The following is a 17,468-nucleotide window of genomic DNA, read 5'->3' as shown; positions in this document are numbered from 1 at the left end:
ACCTGACGCGATCGCGCGACGCGCGGAGCGAACGAGACGAAGGAGTCCCATGACCGAGCTGACCCGTGACGTCGTCATCGTCGGCGCCGGCGCTGCCGGCCTGACCGCGGCGAACGAGCTCAAGAAGGCGGGCCTTTCGGTCGTCGTGCTCGAAGCCCGAGACCGCGTGGGCGGGCGCCTGTGGACCGATGTGGTCGACGGCGCAATGCTCGAGATCGGCGGACAGTGGGTCTCGCCCGACCAGGAGGCGCTCAAGGAGACGATCGCCGAGCTCGGACTCGAGACCTACAGCCGCTACCGCGAGGGCGAATCGGTCTACATCAACCGCGACGGCGATCTCACGCGCTTCACGGGCGAGATCTTCCCCGTGCCGCCGGCCACCGAGAAGGTGATGGTCGAGCTCATCGAGAAGCTCGACGCGATGGTCGCCGAGGTCGATCCCGACCGGCCGTGGGAGCACCCCGACGCCGAGGCGCTCGACCGCATCTCGTTCGAGGCGTGGCTCGAGCAGCAGACCGACGACCAGGAGGCCCGCGACAACATCGCACTCTTCATCGCCGGCGCGATGCTCACCAAGCCCGCGTACGCGTTCTCCGCCCTCCAGGCGCTGCTCATGGCCGCGAGCGCCGGCAGCTTCTCGAACCTCGTCGACGCCGACTACATCCTCGACGAGCGCGTCGTCGGCGGCCTGCAGCAGGTTCCGCTGCTCCTCGCGGAGCGGCTCGGCGACGATGTCCTCCTCGGCCGGCCCGTCATCGAGGTGCGTACCGATGATGACGGCGTGACGGTCGTCACCGACGACGGCGTCACCGTGCGCGCGCGGTTCGTCATCCTGGCGCACGCTCCGATCCTCTACCCGTGGATCGAGTTCGACCCGCCGCTGCCCCGTCTCAAGCAGCAGATGCATCAGCACCTCTCGATGGGCTTCGTCATCAAGGTGCACGCCGTGTACGACCGCCCGTTCTGGCGTGAGCAGGGGCTCTCGGGCACCGCATTCAGCCCGTACGAGATCTCGCACGAGGCCTACGACAACACCAACCACGGCGACGAGCGCGGCACCCTGGTCGGCTTCGTGTCCGACCGCAACGCCGACGACCTCTTCCGCGTCTCGGCGGAGGAGCGCAAGGCGCGCATCCTCGAGTCGCTGTCGCACTACTACGGCCCCGAGGCACTCAACCCGATCGTCTACTTCGAGAGCGACTGGGGCGCCGAGGAGTGGACGCGCGGTGCCTACGCGGCGAGCTTCGATCTCGGCGGCCTCGCCCGCTACGGCGCAGACCTGCGCACCCCCGTCGGCCCGATCCACTTCGCGTGCAGCGATATGGCGGGTGCGGGCTACCAGCACGTCGACGGCGCGATCCGCATGGGTCGCCTCGTCGCCGCGAACATCGTCGAGGAGACCCGCGCATGAGCTCTCGCATCGTCGTCGGCTACACCGCGACCGACGCCGGGGCCGACGCCCTGGCGCTCGGAGCGCGCCTGGCGCTGGCATCCGATTCCTCCCTCCACGTCGTGGTGGTGCTGCCCGGAGAAGAGCGCAGCGTCATCACGCCGCCCGACGCCGGCTATGACCGCTACCTGCGGGAGCAGGCCGAGGAATGGCTGACGGGGGCAGCGGCCACCGTCCCCGACGCGGTGCGCGTGCGCACCCACGTGCGCTTCGGCGAGTCGTTCGCCGCCGGGCTCCTCGACACCGCGCACGACGTCAACGCCTCGCACATCGTCGTCGGCGCCGCCAACGGCGGCCGGCGCGGACGCCACCGCCTCGGCACGGTCGCGAGCGAGCTGCTGCACTCGGCGGACGTGCCGGTCGTGCTCGCCCCGGAAGGGGCGCGGCGCATCGATCCGACGAGCGGAATCACGCGCATCACCGCCGCGATCGGCCTGCGCCCCGGCGCCGACCTGCTGCTCGAGGAGAGCGTCGCACTGGCGACCGCCACTGGTGCGGAGCTGCGCCTCGTCTCGCTCGTGGCCATCGACCTACCTGCCGGCATCGCTGGCAACGAGTCGGCCGCGTCGCACGCCGACGAGGTGTTCGTGCATGCCCGCCGCAGTCTGCCGAAGGGTGTGGACGCCGAGGCGGTGGTCGGACTCGGCGACAGCGTCGAGGACGCCGTCGCCCACCTCAGCTGGGAGCCGGGGGAGATCGCGATCGTCGGCTCGAGCCGGCTCGCGCGGCCGCGGCGCCTGTTCCTCGGGTCGACGGCGGCGAAGATGCTGCACGAGCTGCCCGTTCCCATGATCGTCGTGCCGCGCACGCGGAAGAAGAAGAAGGGGGCAGAAGCATGAGCGAGCAGAATCGTGACGCGGATGTCATGACCGGCGAGCCCCTCACGGGCGGCCTGTCCAAGAAGGGCCTGAGCGCCGGCACCATCGGCTTGATCGGTGCGGTGGTCATCGGGATCTCGTGCATCGCTCCCGCCTACACCTTCACCGCGGCGATCGGACCGACGGCCTCCGTCGTCGGGCAGCAGATCCCCGCGATCATCCTCATCGGCTTCATCCCGATGCTCCTGGTCGCCTTCGGCTATCGCGAGCTCAACAACCGGATGCCCGACGCCGGCACATCGTTCACGTGGGCGAGTCGCGCGTTCGGTCCCTGGGTCGGCTGGATGGCGGGCTGGGGACTCATCGTCGCGACGATCCTCGTGCTGTCGAACCTCGCCGGCGTGGCGGTGGACTTCCTCTTCCTGCTCATCGCCCAGATCACCGGCAACGAGGGCATCGCAGATCTCGCCGCGGTCACCTGGATCAACATCGTGGTCTGCCTCCTGTTCGTGCTCGGCGCCACCTACATCTCGTATCGCGACATGCAGACGACCCAGAAGCTCCAGTACGTGCTGGTCACCTTTCAGGTCGCGGTGCTGCTGTTCTTCGCCGTCGCTGCCATCTTCCAGGCGCTGAGCGGCCAGGCGTTCGACTTCATGCCGTTCGACTGGTCCTGGTTCAATCCGTTCGCCGTCACCTCGTTCGGGGCGGTCGCGGCGGGGCTCTCGCTGTCGATCTTCATCTTCTGGGGATGGGACGTCACCCTGACGATGAACGAGGAGACGAAGGATCCCGAGCGCACGCCCGGCCGGGCTGCCACGCTCACGGTGCTGACGATCGTGTCGCTGTACCTCCTCCTCGCCGTCGCGATGATCATGTTCGCGGGCGTCGGCACCGGCGAACTCGGCCTCGGGAACGAGGACATCCAGACGAACGTGTTCTTCTTCCTCTCCGGGCCGATCCTCGGACCGCTGGCGTTCCTGGTCTCGCTCGCGGTGCTCACAAGCTCCGCCTCGTCGCTGCAGTCCACGTTCGTCGGCCCCGCGCGCACCCTCCTCTCGATGGGTCACTACGGGGCGCTGCCGCCCGCCTTCGCCAAGGTCAGCCCCCGCTTCTTCACACCCGGGTTCGCGACGATCGTCTCGGCCATCGTGGCGTCCGTGTTCTACGCGGTGATGCGCGTGGTGAGCGAAGACACCCTGTGGGACACGATCCTCACGCTCGGCATGATGATCTGCTTCTACTACGGCATCACCGCGTTCGCCTGCGTGTGGTACTTCCGCAAGCAGTGGTTCGACTCGGTGCGCAACGTGTTCTTCACGTTCCTCTTCCCACTGGTCGGCGGCGTCATCCTGGCGGTCCTGTTCTTCACCACCCTCATCGACTCGATGGACCCGGCCTACGGGAGCGGCTCGCAGATCGGAGGCGTCGGCATCGTCTTCATCCTCGGGATGCTGATCATCGTCGTGGGTGTGGTCATCATGGTCTGGCAGGCGATCAAACGTCCGGCATTCTTCCGCGGCGAGACACTCGGGATGGATGCGCCGGAAAGCCTTCGACGTAAGCGCCGCTGAGCGGCAGACTGTCACCACCCACCCGATCGGAGAGAACACCATGAGTGAGTACGCCGTCGTCAACCCCGCCACGGGAGAGACCCTGGCCACCTACCCGACGATCACCGACGACGCCCTCGAGGCGGTCGTCGCCGGAGCGGACGCGGCCTTCCGCACGTGGCGCACGACGCCCGTCGCCGAGCGCGCGGCGCGCATCCGGAAGGTCGCCGAACTGCACCGTGAGCGCCGCAACGAGCTGGCCGCCATCATCGTGCGCGAGATGGGCAAGCCGCTGGAGGCAGCCCTCGGCGAGGTCGACTTCGCCGCCGACATCACCGAGTACTACGCCGATCACGCCGACAAGATCACGGGCGACCAGCCCATCGACATCGAGGGTGAAGGCACCGCGGTCATCCGCCGCACGGCGCTCGGGCCGCTCCTCGGCATCATGCCGTGGAACTTCCCGTACTACCAGGTCGCCCGCTTCGCGGCGCCGAACATCGTGATCGGCAACACGATCATCCTCAAGCACGCCGGTCAGTGCCCCGAGTCCGCCGCGGCGATCGAGAAGATGTACGCGGATGCCGGACTCGGCGACGGCGTCTACACCAACATCTACGCGTCCAACGAGCAGGCTGCTGCGGTCATCGCCGACCGCCGCGTGCAGGGCGTCTCGGTCACCGGATCGGAGCGCGCGGGTGCTGCCGTGGCCGAGGTCGCGGGTCGCAACCTGAAGAAGGTGGCGCTCGAGCTCGGCGGTTCCGACCCGTTCATCCTGCTGTCGACCGACGACCTCGACGCGGCCGTGCAGGCCGCCGTGGACGCCCGCCTCGACAACACCGGCCAGTCGTGCAACGCGGCGAAGCGGTTCATCGTGGTCGACGGGCTCTACGACGAGTTCGTCGAGAAGTTCACCGCGAAGATGACCGAGGCCAAGGTCGGCGACCCGTTCGCCGAAGACACGGTCCTCGGACCGCTGTCGTCGCTCACGGCGGCCGAGCGCCTCGCCGAGCAGGTCGACAAGGCCGTCGCCCAGGGCGCGACGCTGGTTGCCGGCGGCAAGCGCGACGGCGCGTTCTACCCCGGCACCGTCCTCACCGACGTGACGTCCGAGATGGACGCCTACGGCGAGGAGTTCTTCGGACCGGTCGGCATCGTCTTCAAGGTCGCCGACGAGGACGAAGCGGTGAAGATCGCCAACGACACGAGCTTCGGCCTCGGGTCGTACGTCTTCACGACCGACGAAGACCAAGCGGCACGCGTCGCCGACAAGATCGATGCCGGCATGGTCTACGTCAACGTCGTCCTCGCCGACGAGCCCGGACTGCCGTTCGGCGGCGTGAAGCGCTCCGGCACCTCGCGTGAGATGGGCCTGCTGGCCGCAGACGAGTTCGTGAACAAGAAGCTGATCCGCATCGGCGCCTGATCGTCCCTCGCCGAGACCGGGGATTCCTGACGCGACCGGAGGCACCGCCCCCGGGTTCCGGTGGGAATCCCCGGTTTCACGTTCGCGCAGGCGTCAGCCCGCAGTGCGCGCTTCGCCGAGCGCCTCGTCGGCCCACCGGACCTGCTGCGGCGTGCCCCAGCGGACCGCGGCTTCCCGGGCCCTCTCGAATTCCGTCACGGCCTCGTCGGTATGCCAGGCGTCGTAGTGGGCCCACCCGGCGTTGCTGTGCAGCGACACGGTCCAGCGCAGGGTGCGCGGGTCGGTGGTGCCCTCGAGGACGTCCAGCGCGCATGCGGTCCACTCGGCGGCGTGCTCGGGGTCGGCGATCGCGAGCATGTGCAGCGCGTCGACGCGGAGGAACGTGAGATGAGCGGATGCCGCGGCCTCCGCGGCGAGTTCGAACAGCCCGATCGCCGCTCCGGCGTCGCCGGCGGAGTTGCGCAGGCGCCCGCGTTCGAGCGCGACCCGCACCGCGGCTTCGGCTGAGGTCACCGGCGTCGTGCTGAGCACGGCCTCCGCGTCGGCGTACCGCTCCTGGAGGCCCAGCGCCCGCGCGACCTGGGTGGCGAGCTCGGCGCGGGTGGCGGCATCCGTCTCCGCCTCTGCCGCCGTCCGCAGACGCGCCTCCGACCCGGCCGGATCGCCGAAGTCCCACAGCTCGTCGAGCAGCGCCTGCGAGAGTGCCATGACCGCATGGTAGACCCGGCATCGGGGGGTGTCGCGGGGCGGCTCGGCGCGAGAGGATGGAGGCATGGCAGACACACCGGATCCCGTCGTCGCGCTGAGCGACGAACAGTGCTGGGAACGCCTGCGCACGCAGGAGCTCGGCAGGCTCGTGACCCACGTCGGCAACGTGCTCGACATCTTCCCCGTGAACTACGTCGTCGACGACGAGACGCTGCTGTTCCGCACCGCTCAGGGCAGCAAGCTGTTCGAGCTGACGGTGAACGACGAGGTGCTCTTCGAGGTCGACGACCACACCGACACCGACGCCTGGAGCGTCATCGTGCGGGGTCGTGCGCACACTCTCGACACGTCCGCTGAGGTCGAACGCGCCGATGGACTGGGCCTTCGTCCGTGGATCCCCACGCTGAAGTACACGTACGTGCGCGTCGAGCCGACGTCGCTCTCGGGGCGCGCCTTCCAGCGCGCACCGGAACCCGACCGCTACGGCGTGCAGCAGTACTGACCGATTCGCGGGGCCTCAGACCATGCCGTACACTGGAACGTGCAGTTGAAGTCTGCATTCTTTCGCCGTGCCCATCGTCGGTGCGGCTCCCTTTCGCTCAGGTGATGGGGGGAGTGTGCGGGCATCCGAGGTCTCCGGACCTCTAGGGCGGTAGCTCAATTGGCAGAGCAGCGGTCTCCAAAACCGCAGGTTGCAGGTTCGATTCCTGTCCGCCCTGCGCGTCAGCGCAACGTCGGCAAGCCAAGGTCGACGGTTGACAACACAGTGAGTCGGCCCACGCCGGCGCACGGAAGGTAATCAGGTGGCATCGATGGTTCAGGACGAGCCGGGCGAGGTCGTCCCCGCGGGCGGCCCCCGCGAGAAGAAGCCCAACGTCTTCGCGCGGATCGCCATGTTCATCCGTCAGGTCTTCGCCGAGCTCCGCAAGGTCGTCACTCCGACGCGCCAGGAGCTGCTGAAGTACACGGCGGTCGTGCTCGGGTTCGTCGTCATCATGATGGCGATCGTCTACGGCCTCGACGTGCTGTTCGTGTGGATCACGGCGTACGTCTTCGGAGTGCCCGGCGCAGCCTGAGCCGCCTGACGGCCCCGATCAAGCTGAGGGGTCTCGCGGATGGGGTCTCAACCCACCGCAGACGGAACGGAAGAGAACGCAGTGTCTGAAAGATTCATCGACGACGCCGATTGGGCGACGGCGGCTGAGCAGTCGTCCGAGGACGACGAAGCCCAGGAGGGCAACGTCCTCGCAGAGGAGGACGCCGCCAACACCCCCGCCGAGCACGTCGCGATCCACATCGTGGACGACGCTGCCGAGGACGACGCCGACCTGGACGACATCGACATCGACGACCCGGAGGCAGACGCCATCGTGAACGACGCCCTGAACCTGGACGAGGCCGCTGAGACCGAGGCCGCCGCCGAGGTCATCAACGACTCGATCGCCGAGGAGGTCGCCGAGCTCGAGGCCGAGGCCGCCGAGGAGGTCACTCCCTACGACGGTCCCGACGTGAACGGCGACGACGACGAGGCGTCCGACGACGACTCCGACGACGAGGCGTCCGACGACGAGGCGTCCGAAGACGACTCCGACGACGAGGAAGACCCGTACGAGGCGTTCCGCGCCGAGCTGCGGTCGCTCCCCGGCAAGTGGTACGTCATCCACTCCTACGCCGGCTTCGAGCGCAAGGTGAAGGCCAACATCGAGCAGCGCAAGTCGACGCTCGAGGTGGAGGACGACATCTTCCAGGTCGAGGTCCCGATGGAGGACGTCGTCGAGATCAAGAACGGCCAGCGCAAGATGGTCACGCGCGTCCGGATCCCCGGCTACGTGCTCGTGCGCATGGACCTCAACGAAGACACCTGGTCGGTCGTGCGTCACACGCCCGGCGTGACCGGCTTCGTCGGCAATGCCCACAACCCGACGCCCCTCCGCTTCGAGGAGGCCTTCAACATGCTGAAGAGCCTCGTCGAGATCAAGGAGACGACGCCTGCCAAGGCCGGTGCCGCGAAGAAGGGCGCCGCGGCCGCCTCGCGCGTCATCCCCGCCGAGGTCGACTTCGAGGTGGGCGAGACCATCACCATCAAGGAGGGCTCGTTCGCGGGTCTTCCCGGCACGATCAGCGAGATCAAGCCCGAGAGCGGCAAGCTCACGGTTCTCGTCTCGCTGTTCGAGCGCGAGACCCCGGTCGAGCTCAGCTTCGACCAGGTCACCAAGCTTTAAGACTTCCCGGGTCCATCCCGGGGGAACCGCTGTCCGGAGATGCCGGATGTGCGGGAGAACGGATGCCTCGCGGCATCCGCTCGATTGAGAGGAAACAAGAATGGCACCGAAGAAGAAGGTGACCGGCCTGATCAAGCTTCAGATCAACGCCGGTGCAGCCAACCCGGCGCCGCCGATCGGGCCCGCGCTCGGTCAGCATGGCGTCAACATCATGGAGTTCTGCAAGGCGTACAACGCCGCGACCGAGTCGCAGCGCGGCAACGTCATCCCCGTGGAGATCACCGTCTACGAGGACCGCAGCTTCACCTTCATCCTGAAGACCCCGCCGGCCGCCGAGCTCATCAAGAAGGCCGCCGGCGTGCAGAAGGGCTCGTCGACCCCGCACACGACCAAGGTGGCCAAGCTCACCAAGGAGCAGGTGCGACAGATCGCCGAGACGAAGCAGCCCGACCTGAACGCGAACGACATCGAGGCTGCCTCGAAGATCATCGCCGGCACCGCCCGTTCCATGGGCATCACGGTCGAGGACTGAGGGGGAGAATAATCATGGCAACCAAGTCCAAGGCCTTCCGGGCCGCTGCCGCCAAGATCGAGGCGGACAAGTTCTACACCCCCACCGAGGCTGTCGCGCTCGCGAAGCAGACCGGTTCGGCGAAGTTCGACTCGACCGTCGAGGTCGCGCTCAAGCTCGCCGTCGACCCGCGCAAGGCGGACCAGATGGTGCGCGGCACCGTCATCCTCCCGCACGGCACCGGCAAGACCGCCCGCGTCATCGTCTTCGCGACGGGTCCGGCCGCTGAGGCCGCGATCGCCGCGGGTGCTGACGAGGTCGGCGGCGCCGAGCTCATCGAGAAGGTCGCCGGCGGCTGGACGTCGTTCGACGCCGCCGTCTCGACCCCCGAGCTCATGGGCCAGGTCGGTCGTCTGGGTAAGGTGCTGGGTCCCCGTGGCCTCATGCCCAACCCCAAGACCGGCACCGTGACCCCCAACCCGGCCAAGGCCGTCGAGGAGATCAAGGGCGGCAAGATCGAGTTCCGCGTCGACAAGCACGCCAACGTGCACTTCGTCGTCGGCAAGGCGTCGTTCTCGGCCGAGCAGCTCGACGAGAACCTCAAGGCCGCGCTCGAGGAGATCGTGCGCCTCAAGCCGTCGAGCTCGAAGGGTCGTTACATCCAGAAGGGCGCCGTGTCGACCACGTTCGGCCCGGGCATCCCGCTGGACGTCAACTCCATCTGATCCACGGATCAGCACGAACGGGGCTCCACCTTCGGGTGGGGCCCCGTTTCTCGTGCCCGCCGGTCGCAACGGCGGAGTTCGTGGGGGACACGCCGGTTCGGGATGCCGTGCCTCGGCGTGGCGCGGGCGGTCTCCGATTCTGCGGCGTGGGCGGCTCCGCCGGTCGCAACGGCGGAGTTCGTGGGGAACACGCCGGTTCGGGATGCCGTGCCTCGGCGTGGCGCGGGCGGTCTCCGATTCTGCGGCGTGGGCGGCTCCGCTGGTCGCAATGGCGGAGTTCGTGGGGGGCACGCCGGTTCGGGATGCTGCGCCTCGACGGGTCGCGGATGGTCTCCGATGCTGCGGCGTGGGCGGGTCCGCCGGTCGCAACGGCGGAGTTCGTGGGGGACACGCCGGTTCGGGATGCTGCGCCTCGGCGTGTCGCGGATGGTCTCCGATTCTGCGGCGTGGGCGGCCCCTGCGAGCGGGGGCGGCCGGGGTCTAGCGTCCCGGGTCTGCATCTGCATAGTTCTGCCCATCTCGGACCCGCGTGAAGATGGGCGATTCGGTCGACGCGACAAGCCGGGACGCATTCGTAGCGTGGGATGCATGGACGTCCCCCTGATGGCAGGCACGATCGCGACGGTGGTCTTCGCGATCAGCAACCTGCCGATGCTGCGCAAGGCGCTGCGCACGCGGGACGTCTCCTCGTACAGCCTGCCGAGCATCGTCATGATCAACGCGGCGAACGCCGTGTACTCGCTCTACGTGGTCACGCTGCCGTTCGGGCCCGTCTGGGGGCTGCACACCTTCTACGTCGTCTCGTGCGCGATCATGCTGGTGCTGTGCGTGCGGCAGCGCCGGGCAGCCGCGTCCGCGCCCAGAGCCGACTGCGACGAGGGACGACTCATCGGTGCCGGGCGGGGGTCCGATGCGTAGCGTAGGAGCATGTCGCTCACACAGCTGCTCGGGATCGATGCGCCGATCGTCCTCGGACCCTTCGGCGGACTCTCCTCCGTCGACCTCACCGCCGCGGTGAGCAACCGCGGCGGCCTCGGCTCGTACGGGCTCTACGGGTACTCCGCCGAGCGCATCCACGACACGATCGGGGCGCTGCGGGCCGCCACCGCCAAGCCGTTCGCGGTCAACGTGTGGCTGCCGACCGGCGACGAGGTCACCCCGTCCGACGTCGACCTCGAACCTGCCCGTCACGCGCTGGAGCCGCTCTTCGAAGCTGCGGGCGCCGCTCTGCCCGAGGCGCCGGCCCGATTCCTGCCCGATCCGGCTGAACAGCTGGAGGCGATCATGGATGCTGCGCCCGCGGTGTTGAGCCTCGTGTTCGGCGCGCCCGACCCGCGCCTGGTCGAGACCGCGCACCACCGGGGCATCCGCGTCATCGGCACGGCGACGACGGTCGCCGAAGCGGTCGAGCTCGAGGAAGCGGGGGTGGATGCCGTCGTGGCGAGCGGGGCGGAGGCCGGCGGCCACCGCATCTCCTTCCTCGAGCCGGCCGACCGGTCGCTCATCGGCACGTTCGCCTTGGTGCCGCAGGTCGTCGACGCCGTGCGGGTGCCGGTGATCGCCGCCGGCGGGATCGCCGACCGGCGCGGCGTCGCCGCCGCGTTCGCGCTGGGCGCCGCCGGAGTGCAGGTCGGGACGGCCTTCCTCCGCACGAACGAGTCCGCCGCCACCGAGGTGCACCGGCGCGCGATCGCCGGCGCGACCGACACCGACACCGTGCTGACGCGGGCGATGAGCGGGCGGCTGGCACGCGGCATCCCGAATCGTGCCATGCGCGAGATCGAGAAGGCGGGGGTGATCCTGCCGTTCCCGGCGCAGAACTGGCTCACCGGCGTGTTCCGGGCCGCAGCGACGCGCAGCGGCGACGGTGACCTCGTCTCGCTGTGGGCGGGGCAGGCAGCCGGTCTCGCGACGAGGGATGCCGCGGCCGACGTGTTCGACGAGCTCGCCGCGGGCCTCCCCGAGGGCTCAGGAGGCAATCCGGCGTAACGCGATGAAATTCCTGGCGACACTCCGTGTTGTACTGGGGAGTCCTCCTCGGGACCGCGGCGAACCCGCCGCTTCGTCCCCCGCACCGACCCACCAGGAACGCACCATGTCACGCCGCAGTCTCACCGTCATCGCCCTCGCCGCCGCAGCCGCCCTCACTCTGGCGGCGTGCAGCTCCACCGCGCCAGAGCCGTCCGAGTCGGCGGGCGGCGACGAGTTCGGGCTCGTCAGCGAGGGCACGCTGACCGTGGCGACCGAGGGCACCTACCGGCCGTTCAGCTTCCACGACGAGACCGGTGAGCTCGTCGGCTTCGACGTCGAGATCGCCGAGGCGGTCGCCGAGAAGCTCGGCCTCGAGGTCGCCTTCGAGGAGACCCAGTGGGACGCCATCTTCGCCGGGCTGGACGCCGGGCGATTCGACGTCATCGCCAACCAGGTGTCCATCAACCCGGAGCGCGAGGAGAAGTACCTCTTCAGCGAGCCGTACACGGTGTCGCCCGGCGTCATCGTCGTGCCCGAGGACGACGACTCGATCACGAGCTTCGACGACCTCGCCGGCAAGACGACCGCGCAGTCGCTCACGAGCAACTGGTACGAGCTCGCGCAGGCCAGCGGTGCCACGGTCGAGGCCGTCGAGGGCTGGGCCCAGGCGGTCGCGCTCCTGCAGCAGGGCCGTGTCGACGCCACCATCAACGACAACCTCACCTTCCTCGACTACGAGAAGACCGACGGCCCCACCGGTCTCAAGATCGCGGCCGAGACCGATGACCCCGGCTACAGCGCGCTCACGTTCACTCAGGACAAGGAGGAGCTCGTCGCCGCCGTCGACCAGGCGCTCGCCGAGCTGCGCGACGAGGGCGTCCTCGCCGAGATCAGCGAGAAGTACTTCGGCGCGGACGTCACGGAGTAGAACTTCCGACCGGCCCGCCATAGCGTGGGCGGGCGGCGGCATGCGCCGCCGCCCGGTCGGAAGGACCATCCATGGATGATGTCTGGTCTCGCCTGACGAGTGCGCCGGCCGTCGTGCCGGCCGGTGTCGGCGACAGCGGCGACGACACGTGGACGCTCATCGTCGACTCGTTCTGGCCGCTCCTGCTGGCAGGCCTCACGGCGACGATCCCGCTCGCGGTGCTGTCGTTCGCCCTCGGGCTCGTGATCGCGCTGGGTGTGGCGCTGCTTCGTCTGTCGCCGAACCCGGTGCTGTCGGGGATCGCGCGGTTCTACATCTCCGTCATCCGCGGGTCGCCGCTGCTGGTGCAGCTGTTCGTGATCTTCTACGGTCTGCCGTCGATCGGCCTGATCATCGATCCGTGGCCCGCGGCGATCATCGCGTTCTCGCTGAACGTGGGCGGCTACGCGGCCGAGATCATCCGAGCCGCGATCCTCTCGGTGCCGAAGGGCCAATGGGAGGCGGGGCACACCGTCGGGTTCTCGCAGGCGCAGACCCTGACGCGCATCGTCCTGCCGCAGGCGACGCGCGTCTCGGTGCCGCCCCTGTCGAACACGTTCATCTCGCTCGTGAAGGACACCTCGCTCGCGTCGCTCATCCTGGTGACGGAGCTCTTCCGCCGTGCTCAGCAGATCGCCGCGTTCACATACGAGTTCATGATCATCTACCTCGAGGCGGCTCTGATCTACTGGATGTTCTGCCTCGTGCTGTCGGCCGGGCAGAACGCGCTGGAGAGGAGGCTCGACCGCTATGTCGCCCACTGACGTCCCCGATGGCGACGCGCTCGCTCCACCGGCTCCTGCCGACGACCGGCCGCTGCTGCAGGTCAGCGGCCTCACCAAGAGCTTCGGCGCGAACACCGTGCTGCATGGCGTGGACTTCGAGGTGCGTCGCGGCGAGGTCGTCGCGCTCATCGGGCCGAGCGGCTCGGGCAAGACCACGGTGCTCCGCTCGCTGAACGGGCTGGAGACGCCCGACCGCGGAAGGCTCGAGTTCGCCGACGGTCCGAGCGTGGACTTCACGTCGCCGGTGCCGAAGGCCACCCGCACCCAGCTGCGCGACCGCTCGGCGATGGTGTTCCAGCACCACAACCTCTTCCCGCACCGAACGGTGCTGCAGAACGTGATCGAGGGCCCGGTGCATGCGCACAAGGTCCCGAAGGCCGAGGCGATGGCGCGGGCCGAGGCGCTCCTCGACCGGGTCGGGCTCAGCGACAAGCGGGATGCCTTCCCGTTCCAGCTCTCGGGCGGCCAGCAGCAGCGGGTCGGGATCGTCCGCGCCCTCGCGCTGCAGCCGTCGCTGCTGCTGTTCGACGAGCCGACGAGCGCGCTGGACTCCGAGCTGGTCGGCGAGGTGCTGCTGGTCCTGAAGGAGCTCGCCGAGGAGGGCTGGACGATGGTCATCGTCACCCACGAGCTCGCGTTCGCCCGGCAGGTCGCCGACGAGGTGCTGTTCTTCGACGACGGCGTGATCCTCGAGCGCGGCGCTCCGAAGGACCTCTTCACCCATCCGCAGCACGTGCGCACGCGCCGGTTCATCGACCGGATCCTGCGCCCCTTCGACGACTGACCCCCCCTGGGTTCGGTGTCCACAGATGCCGGGTTGGGACGGCTGCCGAACCCGCGTCCGTGGACACCGAACCACGGGGGGCGAAGGGAAATGACCCGGGTCAGCCGGTCGCGCGGACCTCGAAGGTCTCGTCGCCGGAGGGCGCGGCATCCGTCACCGTCGCCTCCGTCACCCGAGACCCGGGCGGGCCCTCGGCCATCCACGCGAGCACCTCGTCGACCTGGTCGGCGGTGCCCTCGACCTCCGCCTCGACGGAGCCGTCGGTGCGGTTGCGCACCCAGCCGGTGACGCCCGACCCGCGCGCGATCATGCGCAGCGTGTAGCGATAGCCGACACCCTGGACCTCGCCGCGCACGACGACGTGAACGCGCTTCATGCCCTCCATCGTGCCGCGGGCGGGGTGCCGATCGCGAGCGGTCGATGACAGGATGCCTGCATGGGAACCGTCGACGACCTGCTCTCCGCGCTCGACCCCGCCGACCGGGGAGCGATCGCGCACGTGTACGACCTCGCGCGTGACGTGGTGCCCGACGCGGAGCAGGGCCTCGGCTACGGCATGCCTGCGCTCGTCTACCGGGGCAAGCCCCTCATCTCGGTCATGCGCGCGAAGAAGCACATCGGCGTCTACCCGTTCAGCCCCGACGCAGTGAGCGCGGTCGCCGGTGCACTCGCCGATCACCCCGGGATCGGACTCGACAAGGGCACGATCCGGTTCCAGCCCGAGCATCCGCTGCCCGACGACGTGGTGCGGCTGCTCGTCGGCGCCCGGCGGGACCAGATCGACGGCTGAGCTCGCCGAGGTCAGTGGGGGAGGACGAGGCTCACGCCGAGACCGATCATCACCACCGCGATCACGGCGTCGAGGATCCGCCACGCGCGCGGCGTCGACAGCCAGCGCCCGAGGTAGCGCGCGCCGAAGGCGAGTCCGAAGAACCAGACGACGCTCGCGGCCATAGCACCGGCCGCGAAGAGCCAGCGCTGATCGCCATGGGTGCTCGCGACCGTGCCCAGCAGGAAGACCGTGTCGAGGTAGACGTGGGGGTTCAGCCACGTCAGCGCGAGGCAGGTCAGCACGACCGGCAGCAGGCGGGTGCGGGTGGAGGTGCCGGCCCGGCTGGTGCTGCCGGCAGGTGGTGCGGAGTCGGTCTCGACGGATGCGTCGAGGCCCTGGTCGGATCCGCGCCACGCGCGCCGCGCGGCGAGCAGTCCGTACACGACGAGGAACGTCGCGCCGGCCCAGCGAACGACGTCGACGAGCCACGGCACCGCCTGCAGCACGAGCCCGACGCCCGAGACGCCGAGTGCGATGAGGAGGGCATCGGATGCCGCGCAGATCGCCGCGACGACGAAGACGTGCTCACGCCGCAGACCCTGGCGCAGCACGAAGAGGTTCTGCGCGCCGATCGCGATGATGAGCGACAGGCCGAGGCCGAAGCCCGCGAGGACGGAGGTGAGCACGCTTCGACGCTAGGCGCAGACCGATCTTCAGTCCAGCTCATCATTCTTCAGGTGCATTAGCCTGGCTGATGTGAGAATTCCGTTCGACCTGGCCGAGACCGTCGCCGCTGTCGTGGACGAGGGCACGCTCGATGCCGCCGCCCGGCGGCTGCACGTCACGCCGTCCGCGGTGAGCCAGCGGATCAAGGCGCTGGAGGAGCAGCTGGGGCAGGTGGTGCTCGTGCGCTCGAAGCCGGTGCGCGCGACAGAGGCGGGGATGGCGGTCATCCGCCTGGCACGGCAGGCGGCGCTGCTCGAGCACGACACGCTCGCCGAGCTCGGAGCCGACCCGGCCGCCGACGGCCGCACATCGGTGCCGCTCGCGGTGAACGCGGACTCCTTGGCCACCTGGTTCCTCGAGCCGCTCACGCGCCTGTCGCGGCGGCACCCCGTCGTCTTCGAACTGCACCGCGACGACCAGGACTTCACGGCTGGACTCCTCGAGTCGGGCACCGTGATGGGGGCTGTCACGTCGCGGGCGACGCCGGTGGCGGGATGCCGCGTGAGCGGCCTCGGCGCGATGCGGTACGAGGCTGTGGCGACCCCCGCGTTCGTCGAGCGCTGGCTCGGGGGCGACCGGCGGGCCGCTCTCGAGACCGCCCCGGTCGTCGACTTCGACCGACGCGACGACCTGCAGAGGGAGTGGCTGGCGGCGGAGGGGATCGATCCGGCGCTGCCGCCGCGCCACTACGTGCCCGCGTCGAACGACTTCGCCACCGCCGTGCGCCTCGGCCTCGGCTGGGCGCTGCTGCCGACCTTCCAGTCCCACGAGCCGCTCGCGAGCGGTGAGCTGGTGCGTCTCGGCGGGCGTCCGGTCGATGTGGCCCTGCACTGGCAGCAGTGGAATCTGCGCTCGCCGCTCCTCGACGCCATCGCGGACGAGATCGTCTCGGAGGGCAGGCGGGTGCTCCGCCCGGCCTGAGCCCGGTCGCGACTGCGCCGGCCGCGCCCGCTCAGTCGTCGCTGACGCGCAGCACGATCTTGCCGCGGGTGTGGCCCTCCTCGAGCATGCGGTGCGCCGCGGCCGCCTCGTCGAGCGGGAAGACCCGATCGATGTAGACCTGCACGGCCCCGGAGTCGAGCAGCCGCGCGACCGTCGCGAGCGTGCCGCCGTCGGGGATGACCTTGTAGCTCGTCGACCGCACGCCCGCCGCCTCGGCGGCCTCGCGATACTCCGGCCACGAGCCGGTCGCGACGACGACGTACAGCCCGCCGGGCCGCAGCACGGCGAGCGACCGGCTGCCGGTGCCACCGTGCACGTTGCCGATCAGATCGATCACCACATCGACGTCGGCGATGACCTCCTCGAATCGGGTGGTCGTGTGGTCGATGACGACCGCCGCGCCGAGTTCGCGCAGCCATGCCGCGTTGCGTCCCGACGCGGTCGCGGTCACATGCGCCCCGAAGTACGCGGCGAACTGCACGGCGAAATGCCCCACTCCGCCGCCGCCGGCGTGGATCAGGATGCGCTGTCCCTCGTGCGCATGCGCCGTCTCGACGATGAGCCCCCATGCGGTGAGGGCGGCCAGCGGCACACCCGCCGCCTCGACGTGCGAGAGCGAGGCCGGCTTGCGGGCGACGGAGAGGGAGGGCACAACGGCGTACTCGCCATAGGTCCCTCCGGACCGCGGGAAGGCCGCCATGCCGAAGACGGGTGTGCCCGGTGCGAGCGGGTGAGCCTCGTAGGGGCTCTTCACCACGACGCCGCTGAAGTCGAAGCCCAGGGTCGAGGGGTAACCGGGGATCTGCGCCGACACCCCGGCACCGCGCCGCGTCTTCGCGTCGATGGGGTTGACCCCTGCGGCGACGATGCGAACGAGGAGCTCGCTGATCACCGGCGAGGGCACGGCAGCCTGCGCGAGGCGCAGCGCCTCCGGCTCGCCGGGCGCATCGAACACCACGGCGTTCATGGTGGCGGGTGGAGCGGTGACGGCCACCCGTTCGGCATCGGAGGCTGTGGCTGATCGCAGCGGCCGGAATCTCATCGGACGCCCCCTTCCGCGCTACATCGTCGTCGGCGGCACTCGCGGCCGCGGTCACGCCAGTCAAGC

General features: G+C 69.5%; 20 protein-coding genes and 1 tRNA gene. 17 read left to right on the top strand and 4 right to left on the bottom strand.

From position 1 onward, the window contains the following. Positions 1 to 49 precede the first annotated feature (49 nt). From H9622_RS01940 to H9622_RS01925, 4 genes are read left to right on the top strand one after another with little or no spacing between them, the layout of a single operon-like run. Positions 50 to 1,411, top strand: a complete 1,362-nt coding sequence (locus H9622_RS01940; RefSeq protein ID WP_191763731.1) for a flavin monoamine oxidase family protein — start codon at positions 50 to 52, stop codon at positions 1,409 to 1,411. Next, entirely contained in the window at positions 1,408 to 2,289 is an 882-nt protein-coding gene (locus H9622_RS01935) for a universal stress protein (protein ID WP_191763728.1), read from the top strand. The genes H9622_RS01940 and H9622_RS01935 overlap by 4 nt, the downstream gene beginning before the upstream one ends. After that, the gene (locus H9622_RS01930) at positions 2,286 to 3,842 is read left to right on the top strand and encodes an APC family permease (RefSeq protein ID WP_191763726.1); all 1,557 of its coding nucleotides are present in this window, start codon (positions 2,286 to 2,288) and stop codon (positions 3,840 to 3,842) included. The genes H9622_RS01935 and H9622_RS01930 overlap by 4 nt, the downstream gene beginning before the upstream one ends. A gap of 40 nt (positions 3,843 to 3,882) precedes the next feature. Further along, complete coding sequence (locus tag H9622_RS01925; RefSeq protein ID WP_191763724.1) at positions 3,883 to 5,247, top strand: NAD-dependent succinate-semialdehyde dehydrogenase; 1,365 nt, start codon at positions 3,883 to 3,885, stop codon at positions 5,245 to 5,247. Positions 5,248 to 5,340: 93 nt separating this feature from the next. Here H9622_RS01925 and H9622_RS01920 read toward each other — a convergent pair whose 3' ends face one another. Beyond that, entirely contained in the window at positions 5,341 to 5,955 is a 615-nt protein-coding gene (locus tag H9622_RS01920; RefSeq protein WP_191763722.1) for a hypothetical protein, read from the bottom strand. A gap of 64 nt (positions 5,956 to 6,019) precedes the next feature. Here H9622_RS01920 and H9622_RS01915 point away from each other — a divergent pair, with 64 nt between their 5' ends. From H9622_RS01915 to H9622_RS01865, 11 genes are all read left to right on the top strand, one after another. Beyond that, on the top strand, positions 6,020 to 6,457 hold the full coding sequence (locus H9622_RS01915; protein ID WP_191763720.1) for a pyridoxamine 5'-phosphate oxidase family protein: 438 nt from the start codon (positions 6,020 to 6,022) through the stop codon (positions 6,455 to 6,457). 144 nt (positions 6,458 to 6,601) lie between these two features. Further along, positions 6,602 to 6,674 (top strand) — tRNA-Trp (locus H9622_RS01910). 93 nt (positions 6,675 to 6,767) lie between these two features. Next, a complete protein-coding gene (gene secE, locus H9622_RS01905) occupies positions 6,768 to 7,031 on the top strand; it encodes a preprotein translocase subunit SecE (protein WP_191765528.1) in 264 nt (87 codons plus the stop codon). A gap of 81 nt (positions 7,032 to 7,112) precedes the next feature. Continuing rightward, positions 7,113 to 8,177, top strand: coding sequence for a transcription termination/antitermination protein NusG (nusG, locus tag H9622_RS01900; protein ID WP_191763718.1), 1,065 nt, complete (start codon positions 7,113 to 7,115; stop codon positions 8,175 to 8,177). Positions 8,178 to 8,277: 100 nt separating this feature from the next. Then, positions 8,278 to 8,709, top strand: a complete 432-nt coding sequence (gene rplK / locus H9622_RS01895; RefSeq protein WP_055959966.1) for a 50S ribosomal protein L11 — start codon at positions 8,278 to 8,280, stop codon at positions 8,707 to 8,709. 14 nt (positions 8,710 to 8,723) lie between these two features. Beyond that, complete coding sequence (gene rplA, locus H9622_RS01890) at positions 8,724 to 9,413, top strand: 50S ribosomal protein L1 (protein ID WP_191763716.1); 690 nt, start codon at positions 8,724 to 8,726, stop codon at positions 9,411 to 9,413. Between the two features lie 588 nt (positions 9,414 to 10,001). Continuing rightward, positions 10,002 to 10,331 carry a hypothetical protein gene (locus H9622_RS01885; RefSeq protein WP_191763714.1) on the top strand — a complete coding sequence of 110 codons (330 nt, stop codon included), beginning with the start codon at positions 10,002 to 10,004 and terminating at the stop codon, positions 10,329 to 10,331. A 9-nt stretch (positions 10,332 to 10,340) separates the two neighbouring features. Then, the gene (locus tag H9622_RS01880) at positions 10,341 to 11,402 is read left to right on the top strand and encodes an NAD(P)H-dependent flavin oxidoreductase (RefSeq protein WP_191763712.1); all 1,062 of its coding nucleotides are present in this window, start codon (positions 10,341 to 10,343) and stop codon (positions 11,400 to 11,402) included. A gap of 106 nt (positions 11,403 to 11,508) precedes the next feature. Further along, the gene (locus H9622_RS01875) at positions 11,509 to 12,312 is read left to right on the top strand and encodes an amino acid ABC transporter substrate-binding protein (RefSeq protein WP_191763710.1); all 804 of its coding nucleotides are present in this window, start codon (positions 11,509 to 11,511) and stop codon (positions 12,310 to 12,312) included. Positions 12,313 to 12,383: 71 nt separating this feature from the next. Then, the gene (locus H9622_RS01870; protein WP_191763708.1) at positions 12,384 to 13,115 is read left to right on the top strand and encodes an amino acid ABC transporter permease; all 732 of its coding nucleotides are present in this window, start codon (positions 12,384 to 12,386) and stop codon (positions 13,113 to 13,115) included. Then, positions 13,102 to 13,920, top strand: coding sequence for an amino acid ABC transporter ATP-binding protein (locus H9622_RS01865; RefSeq protein ID WP_318246997.1), 819 nt, complete (start codon positions 13,102 to 13,104; stop codon positions 13,918 to 13,920). The genes H9622_RS01870 and H9622_RS01865 overlap by 14 nt, the downstream gene beginning before the upstream one ends. Before the next feature lie 100 nt (positions 13,921 to 14,020). Here H9622_RS01865 and H9622_RS01860 read toward each other — a convergent pair whose 3' ends face one another. Further along, the gene (locus tag H9622_RS01860; protein ID WP_191763706.1) at positions 14,021 to 14,296 is read right to left on the bottom strand and encodes an acylphosphatase; all 276 of its coding nucleotides are present in this window, start codon (positions 14,294 to 14,296) and stop codon (positions 14,021 to 14,023) included. Positions 14,297 to 14,356: 60 nt separating this feature from the next. On the opposite strand from H9622_RS01860, the gene H9622_RS01855 reads away from it, so the two are divergent. Next, complete coding sequence (locus H9622_RS01855) at positions 14,357 to 14,710, top strand: iron chaperone (protein WP_191763704.1); 354 nt, start codon at positions 14,357 to 14,359, stop codon at positions 14,708 to 14,710. 11 nt (positions 14,711 to 14,721) lie between these two features. Here the strand turns inward: H9622_RS01855 and lysE are convergent, their stop codons facing one another. Beyond that, a complete protein-coding gene (gene lysE / locus H9622_RS01850; protein ID WP_191763702.1) occupies positions 14,722 to 15,378 on the bottom strand; it encodes an L-lysine exporter in 657 nt (218 codons plus the stop codon). A 70-nt stretch (positions 15,379 to 15,448) separates the two neighbouring features. Between lysE and H9622_RS01845 the strand changes: the two genes are divergently transcribed. Continuing rightward, positions 15,449 to 16,339, top strand: a complete 891-nt coding sequence (locus H9622_RS01845) for a LysR family transcriptional regulator ArgP (RefSeq protein WP_191763700.1) — start codon at positions 15,449 to 15,451, stop codon at positions 16,337 to 16,339. A 31-nt stretch (positions 16,340 to 16,370) separates the two neighbouring features. Here the strand turns inward: H9622_RS01845 and H9622_RS01840 are convergent, their stop codons facing one another. Next, positions 16,371 to 17,402 (bottom strand): NADP-dependent oxidoreductase, encoded by a 1,032-nt coding sequence (locus tag H9622_RS01840; protein WP_191763698.1) that lies wholly within the window; start codon positions 17,400 to 17,402, stop codon positions 16,371 to 16,373. Positions 17,403 to 17,468 lie beyond the last annotated feature (66 nt).

The sequence above is a fragment of the Microbacterium gallinarum genome, assembly GCF_014837165.1.
Lineage (GTDB): Bacteria > Actinomycetota > Actinomycetes > Actinomycetales > Microbacteriaceae > Microbacterium > Microbacterium gallinarum.
Note: the sequence above shows the minus strand (reverse complement) of the source record. Positions and strands in the feature narration are given on the sequence as shown.

Coding starts and splice junctions, on each gene's coding strand:
- H9622_RS01930 (WP_191763726.1), top strand. CDS start 2,286: ATGAGCGAGCAGAATCGTGACGCGGATGTCATGACCGGCGAGCCCCTC.
- H9622_RS01875 (WP_191763710.1), top strand. CDS start 11,509: ATGTCACGCCGCAGTCTCACCGTCATCGCCCTCGCCGCCGCAGCCGCC.
- H9622_RS01880 (WP_191763712.1), top strand. CDS start 10,341: ATGTCGCTCACACAGCTGCTCGGGATCGATGCGCCGATCGTCCTCGGA.
- H9622_RS01925 (WP_191763724.1), top strand. CDS start 3,883: ATGAGTGAGTACGCCGTCGTCAACCCCGCCACGGGAGAGACCCTGGCC.
- H9622_RS01935 (WP_191763728.1), top strand. CDS start 1,408: ATGAGCTCTCGCATCGTCGTCGGCTACACCGCGACCGACGCCGGGGCC.
- H9622_RS01865 (WP_318246997.1), top strand. CDS start 13,102: ATGTCGCCCACTGACGTCCCCGATGGCGACGCGCTCGCTCCACCGGCT.
- H9622_RS01840 (WP_191763698.1), bottom strand. CDS start 17,402: ATGAGATTCCGGCCGCTGCGATCAGCCACAGCCTCCGATGCCGAACGG.
- rplK (WP_055959966.1), top strand. CDS start 8,278: ATGGCACCGAAGAAGAAGGTGACCGGCCTGATCAAGCTTCAGATCAAC.
- rplA (WP_191763716.1), top strand. CDS start 8,724: ATGGCAACCAAGTCCAAGGCCTTCCGGGCCGCTGCCGCCAAGATCGAG.
- secE (WP_191765528.1), top strand. CDS start 6,768: ATGGTTCAGGACGAGCCGGGCGAGGTCGTCCCCGCGGGCGGCCCCCGC.
- H9622_RS01855 (WP_191763704.1), top strand. CDS start 14,357: ATGGGAACCGTCGACGACCTGCTCTCCGCGCTCGACCCCGCCGACCGG.
- H9622_RS01940 (WP_191763731.1), top strand. CDS start 50: ATGACCGAGCTGACCCGTGACGTCGTCATCGTCGGCGCCGGCGCTGCC.
- H9622_RS01860 (WP_191763706.1), bottom strand. CDS start 14,296: ATGAAGCGCGTTCACGTCGTCGTGCGCGGCGAGGTCCAGGGTGTCGGC.
- H9622_RS01870 (WP_191763708.1), top strand. CDS start 12,384: ATGGATGATGTCTGGTCTCGCCTGACGAGTGCGCCGGCCGTCGTGCCG.
- H9622_RS01920 (WP_191763722.1), bottom strand. CDS start 5,955: ATGGCACTCTCGCAGGCGCTGCTCGACGAGCTGTGGGACTTCGGCGAT.
- H9622_RS01885 (WP_191763714.1), top strand. CDS start 10,002: ATGGACGTCCCCCTGATGGCAGGCACGATCGCGACGGTGGTCTTCGCG.
- H9622_RS01915 (WP_191763720.1), top strand. CDS start 6,020: ATGGCAGACACACCGGATCCCGTCGTCGCGCTGAGCGACGAACAGTGC.